Source organism: Micromonospora sp. D75 (assembly GCF_018070405.1).
Lineage (GTDB): Bacteria > Actinomycetota > Actinomycetes > Mycobacteriales > Micromonosporaceae > Micromonospora > Micromonospora chalcea.
Genome location: NZ_JAGPXV010000336.1, coordinates 1 through 6424 on the forward strand (window position 1 = coordinate 1; position 6424 = coordinate 6424).

Below are 6424 nucleotides of genomic sequence, written 5' to 3' on the forward strand. Positions count from 1 at the left end.
CTGTCAGGTCCAGCTCGACCGTCTCCTGCGGATCGATCCGGTGCCGTGCCAGCTCGGCGTCGACGTCGTGCACGAGCGGCGGAAGTGGCGTGTCCGGGTGCAGGCGGCCGACCTGGTCGCCGCTGAGCGCTGCGACCATCTCCACCACCACCGGGTGCGCGCCGGGCGCGAGGGTGCCCCGGGTCGCCCACGGCAGCGGCTGGTCGAGCGCGTCGGTGACCAGCGCGGACACCAGAGCGTCGAGCACGTCGACCCGGCCCGGGTGGGCGTGGCCGCGCAGCCGGGCCAGGCCGCCGGCCATCGTCCGGGCGGCGATCAGGTCGGCGGTGGAGACGGGCTGCCGCCGGGCACGCAGCCGGGCCGCCACCGCCTCGGTGAGCGCCTCCGCGGCCCGGCGCGGCCCGTCCTCCCAGACCCGCTGGTAGTACGCCGGGGACGGCATCCCGGACTGGTAGCCGACGAACGCGTCGAGGCGCCGGAACGAGTACGGCACGAGGTAGCTGCCCGCCACCGCGTCCGGAGCCGGGGCGGGCACCTCCGGCCAGTCCTCGTCCTCCGGTCCGTCGTCCCCCGCCCCGGCGGTGAGCCGGACCAGGGCGGGACGGTGGAAGCCGCCGGTCACCACCAGCACCGGGCGGCCGGCGGCCCGGCGGCGGGCGGCGCGTACCCAGCGGGCCATGTACGCCTCCCGGGCCGTGTCGTCCGCCCCGGCCGCGGACTCGCCGCGCAGCACGTCGAAGTACGTGTCGAGGCGCTCGGCCAGCCCGTCGTCCGGGCCGATCTCGAACAGGTGGTCCCAGAGCGCGTCCACGTTGTCCACGGCGAGGGTGGCGCAGAGCCGGCGTACCGCCTCGGCGTACCGCTGGTCGGCGTCGGCGTACCGGTTGGCGCGGCCGGACAGCGCGGGATGCCACGCGGGCAGGTCGATGAAGCGCAGCTGCGCGCCCACCTCACGGCCGGCGGTCAGCGCCACCCACTCCGGCGAGTACGCGCAGAACGGGCTCCAGGAGGCGTGCCGCCGGTTGCCGTCGCGGTGCGCGGTGAACACGGCGATCGGCAGCTCGTGGTCTCCCAGCAACTCGTCCATCCGCCCGTTCAGGTCCGCCGGCCCCTCCACCAGCACGTACGCCGGGCGCAGCCGCGCCACCGTGGCCGCGACCAGCCGGGCGCAGGCCGGGCTGTGGTGGCGCACGCCGAGGAAGGTGACGCCGCCGGGCGTCTCGACGGTGCTCACCCGGGCAGCAGGTGCCGGGCGTCGTGCACCGCCCGCCACTGCGCGCCGGAGCGGCGGGACACCTGCTGTTCCAGGTAGCGACGCAGCCGGGCCAGGTCCTCCGCGTCGTCCTTCGCGGCGGTGCCGGCCAGGCAGGCGACCAGGTCGGCGGCGTCGCCGGGCTCGCCGCGCAGGAACCAGCCGCGCAGCCCGACCGCGTGCGCCACCGACACCGCCTCGGCGGTGCTCATCACCGCCGACAGCCGCTCCATCGCGTCGCCACGTTCGGTGATCCCGGTCCGCAGCTCCCGGAACGTGGTGACCAGCACCTCCAGCAGGTCCCGGCGGGGCGGCGCGGTCACACCGGAGCGGCGCAGCAACTCGCCCGCCTCGGCCTCCACCAGTTCCAGCTCGGTGCCGAGGTCGGGGATCGGGAAGACGGTCTCGAAGTTGAACCGCCGCTTCAGCGCGGCGCTCATCTCGTTGACGCCCCGGTCCCGGGTGTTCGCGGTGGCGATCACGTTGAAGCCCTCGCGGGCGAACACCATGGCGTCGGCGCCGGGCAGCTCCGGAATGGCGAGCACGCGGTCCGACAGCGGGGAGAGCAGGCAGTCCTGCACCTCCAGCGGGCAGCGGGTGATCTCCTCGAAGCGGACCACCCGCCCCTCGGCCATGCCGCGCAGCAGCGGCGCCGGCACCAGCGCGCGCGGCGACGGGCCGTCGGCGACCAGCAGAGCGTAGTTCCACGAGTAGCGGATCTGGTCCTCGGTGGTGGCCGCGCCGCCCTGGATGGTGAGCGTGGATTCGCCGCTGACCGCGGCCGCGAGCAGCTCCGACAGCAGCGACTTGGCGGTGCCGGGCTCGCCGACGAGCATCAGCCCGCGGCTGGTCGCCAGCGCCACCAGCGCCCTGTCGATCAGCGACGGGTCGCCGACGAACTTGCGCCGGATCCCGGCCGCCGGGTCACCGAGGATGAACCGGCGCGCGGCGCGCAGGCTCAGCCGCCAGCCCGGCGGGCGCGGGTCACTGTCGTTCGCGGCCAGCGCGGTCAGCTCGTCGGCGTACCGCACCTCGGCCGGAGGCCGCTGCGCTCGCTCGACGGCCGGGGGCCGCTGGGCCCGCTCGGCGGTCGGGTCGAGCGCGGTCACCGGGTCACCTCCGCCAGGTCGCGCAGCACCTCGGAGACGGTGACGTCGTCCAGGTCGCCGAGGCGGACCTTGCCGTCGCGCTGGAACCAGCCGCCGTACGGCACGTCGTTGACCCAGATCGCCTCGATCTTCTGGTCGGGGAACATGTCGACGATCCCGACCGCGATGCCGGGGTCGAGGTCGATCACCACCGCCCCGCCGCCGGGGACCTCGCGTTCCAGCCAGCTCTGGATGCCGGCGTCCTGCGGGTCGCCGCGCCGCCAGCCTCGCCGCTCCAGGCTGAGCAGCCGCCCCGCCGGGACCGTGACGCCCGCGTGCCGCCGCAGCAGCTTCTCCGCGCGCTCGGCCTCGTCCAGCCGGTGCACGTCGCGGCCGAGCTGCGGGAACGGCTGGAGGATCTCGTAGTCGGCGAAGACCTCCGCCCAGGCCGGCACCGCCGTGCCGAGGCGCAGCGGGTGCGCGATGGTGACGGTGGCGTCATCCGGCAGCGCGTACGTCTCGTCGTCGGCGTCGGCGAGCGTGCGGTCCTCGGCGACCCGGAACGCGGCGCTCACCTGACCGGCGTCGTCCACAGTGGCCCAGACCAGCCGGCGCACGACGTGCCACAGCAGCGGGTGGGACAGGAAGTAGCGGCGGAAGTCCGTGGCCGGCCAGCGCCGCCCGGTCACCATCGCCGTCTCGAAGCGGCGGATCTGGTCGGCGGCGAGCGTGCGCACGTCCTTCTTCAGGCCGGCGAAGCGCTTGTGCGCGGCGGGCGCGAGCGTGGCGTCGTCCCGGGCGCCGGGCTTGGGCAGGTCCTTGCGGCGGGCGCCGGCGCCGTCCACCACGTACGGCTTGAGCTGCTCGTCGAAGCCGACGGTGAACCGGCGCGGCCCGTAGTCGAGGACCAGACTGCCGTCGGCGTCCAGCCCGAGGTCGGGCACCAGCCGGTCGCCGAGCTGCTCGGGCGTCAGCCCCAGCCCGTCGGCGACCTCGGTGACCTTGCGGGCCGCCTGCTCCCGCAGGCCGCGGAACTTCACCTTCTGCGAGATGCCGTACAGGTGCATCAGCGCCACGTCGGTGCCGATCTGCGCCAGCACCTCCAGGCCGGTCACCGCCCGGGCGTGCTGGCTCTCGCCCGGCCAGGCCCGGACCAACGGCGCGAGCCGCCGCGCGGTCGAGTCGTCGCCGAGCAGCCCCAGCGCGGTGAACGCCCAGCCGTCCCTCGACGGCGCGCCGGCGGCCTGCCAGCTCTCGAACAGCGCCCAGCCGAACTCCGCCAGGGAGTCGCTGTCGCACGCCGTGCGGACGATCTCCACCCCCGGGTACGGCTCGCCGGGCGCGGAGATGGCGAGCATCGTGCAGAGGTGGCGTACCGCCTCGGCGGGCAGCGCCGCCGAACGGTCCCGCAGCAGCACCTGCGGCAGCACCGCCGGGTCCAGCCACGCCGGCAGGCTCGGCATCCGGGCCGGGAGCTGCGCCAGCGGGTCCGCGTCGAGCATCGCCGTGGCGGCGGCGAGCGCCTCCTCGCCGTGCTCGCGGGCCACGCCGAGGAGCGTGTCGCGGTGTTCGGCGGCGACCAGGCGCAGCGCCCGCTCGGCGGCCCGGCGGCGCGGGCCGGGCGCGCCCAGGGCAGCCGGCAGCAGCGCCCGCACGGCGTACTCCGGGTGCCGCCGCAGCCAGGCCCGGGCGACCGGGCGGGCCGTCTTGAGCCGGTCGAGCCAGTCGGCCATCAGGTCGGCGACCTCGCCGTCGGCGTACGGCAGCAGCACCTCGCCGACACTCTTCGGCGCGGTACGGGCCAGGTGCAGCGCGGTGGGCAGCGCGTCCAGCTCGTAGCGCCCGGCGAGGCGGGACATCCACTCGTCGGCGCCCCAGGACTCGGTGGGCCGCCAGGCCGGCAGCAGCGGCCGGGCCAGTTCCTCGGTGGCCCGGACGAAGAAGTGGATCGCCGCTGACGATCCGGCTCGCCCGGCGGCGACCTCGGCGGCCAGCACGGTCAGGTCGTCACCCCGCCACCAGCCGGACCAGCGGGGCACCACCGCGGCCCACCGCTCCCGCTCGCCCGGCAGCCAGGCCGTGGCGGACCCGGCGGGACGGGCCAGCCCGTCCACCACCGGCGGGGCGGAACGTGGGCGGCGGACCGACCAGGGCGGGGACACCAGCACCGGTGGCAGCCGGTCCGGCCCGGCGGCCGGCAGCGTGGAGGCGTCGTCGTGGATCCGCTCGATTCGCTCCCGCTGTGCCGGGGCCAGCGTCGGCAGCGCCGCCTCGACAGCGGCCGGGTTGGCCAGCACGTGGGCGCGCAGCAACGTGGCTGCCTCCCGCGCAGCCGGGCTGCGCCCCTCGGCGGCGGCGGACAGCAGGCGCACGCCGCGCACCGGGAAGCGGCGCAGCATCTCCGTCACCGCGGGCGGCACGTACCTACGGTCCAGCCGGTCGAGCAGCGCCGCCATCGGCTCGTCGCCGGGCAGGGCCGCCAGCAGCGACGCCAGCCGCTGCCGCGCGTCCGCGCCGGCGTGCTCGTGGTCGAACCATTCGGTCAGCAGCGGCGCGATCGGCGACCCGACCGCCGCGGTGGCGGTGACGATCGGCGCCTGGTCGTACATCAGCCGGTAGACCGCCAGGTGCCCGCTGAGGGCGTGGATCGCGTCCACCTCGTCGACCGCGCCACCCACTCCCGCTCGGTGGGCAGCAGGAACGAGGTGACCACCCGCGTCGCCAACGGCCCGGACCGGTACGGGACCAGCGCGGCGCGGGCCGCGGCGTAGTCGTCGTCGCCGGCCGCCGCGAGATGGGCGCGGACCCGGCGCAGCACGGACTGGCGAAGCCGCCAGTGGCCGTAGTTCTGCGATTTCTCCGCCCTGATGCGGTTCAGCGGCAGCGGGGACATCGACCCGGCGGCAGCCACGGTGATCTGCTCGGTCGCGGCGACGGCCGCACCGGCCGGACCGAGATCGGCGACCAGCAGGTCGCCGAGGGCCAGCCCTTGCTGGTCGCGCCCGTGATAGCCGAGCGCCATGGCCACCGCCGCCACCAGCGCGGCACCGCCCAGCGGACCGGGCTCGCCGTCGAGGTAGCCGCGCAGCGCCGGACCCAGCTCCGGGTCGGTGGTGGCCCGGGCGATGGCGGCGACCTGGTCGGCCACCGAGTCCAGCACCTTCCGCCCGGCGGCCCGCCCCTTCGCGGCGCTGGGCAGGGCCGGGCCCGGTGCGCCGCCCCGGCGCGGGGCCAGCATCCGTCGCCAGCCGGCCGGGACCTCGAACGCGTCCTCGTCCGGCAGGTCGCCGGCGGGCGACGCGGCCGACGGCGTCCCGGCCCGGTCGCTGCCGGCCGAACCAGCGCCGGCCGGATCGGCGACGGTCGCCTCCGGTTCGTGGCTCGGCCCGGCCGGCCCGACGGCCGGCGCGCCGGTGTGCCCGGCGGAGGGCGCGGCGGTCGCCTCGGCGTACCCCTTGCGCAGTTTCTCCGCGATCAGCCGGTCGGCGTGCGCGGCGGCCTCGGCCGGCGAACCCAGCTCCTTGACCTGGGTGCGGCCCTGCGCGCCGAGGGATCCATAGCGGACCGTCACCGTCGCGTCGCGCTGCCCGACCTCCCAGAACTTGGCCGAACCGCCGCCCACGAACTCGAATCTGCGCACACCGTCTCCTTGATCGCCCGCAGTGTGCGGGGACCATAACCGGCGGCACCGACAGCGTGAGAACCGCTCAGGTGATCAGCAGCGCCCCGACGACGATCAGCGGCACCGAGACGAACAGGAAGATGCCGACGCCGGTGAGCACCCGCCCGCCGCCGCCGTCCTCCCGCACCGGCGCGAGGCCGAACGCCGACCGGGCCGGCAGCATGCCGAAGCGGCTCACCGTGAGGTCACCGGACAACCCGATCACGGCGCCGACGATCATGAACGCGACGCCGAGCCGGTGCGTGAAGTCGCCGCCGCCGACGGCCACCCAGATGCCGACCGCCGCCGCGATCACCAGGACCGCGATCAGGAAGAGCACCAGCGCCTCCCGCAGCCCCCGCACCACAGTCGTCATGTGCGCCTCCCTCGTACCCGGGCCGTCCGTCCCGCGTCGTGGGACAT

Annotated in this window: 3 protein-coding genes and 1 pseudogene; all 4 read right to left on the reverse strand. The window is 76.1% G+C overall.

The genetic code is table 11. The features are described from left to right. On the reverse strand, positions 1 to 1234 hold a 1234-nt coding region (locus KBX39_RS19655), incomplete at its 3' end, for a DUF5682 family protein (protein WP_312247463.1). Further along, the gene (locus KBX39_RS19660; protein ID WP_210871882.1) at positions 1231 to 2361 is read right to left on the reverse strand and encodes an AAA family ATPase; all 1131 of its coding nucleotides are present in this window, start codon (positions 2359 to 2361) and stop codon (positions 1231 to 1233) included. The genes KBX39_RS19655 and KBX39_RS19660, both read right to left, overlap by 4 nt. Continuing rightward, a pseudogene (locus KBX39_RS19665) lies at positions 2358 to 5980 on the reverse strand (DUF4132 domain-containing protein). Before KBX39_RS19665 ends, KBX39_RS19660 begins: the two are co-directional and overlap by 4 nt. A 67-nt stretch (positions 5981 to 6047) precedes the next feature. Further along, on the reverse strand, positions 6048 to 6424 hold a 377-nt coding region (locus KBX39_RS19670; RefSeq protein WP_247660371.1), incomplete at its 5' end, for a hypothetical protein.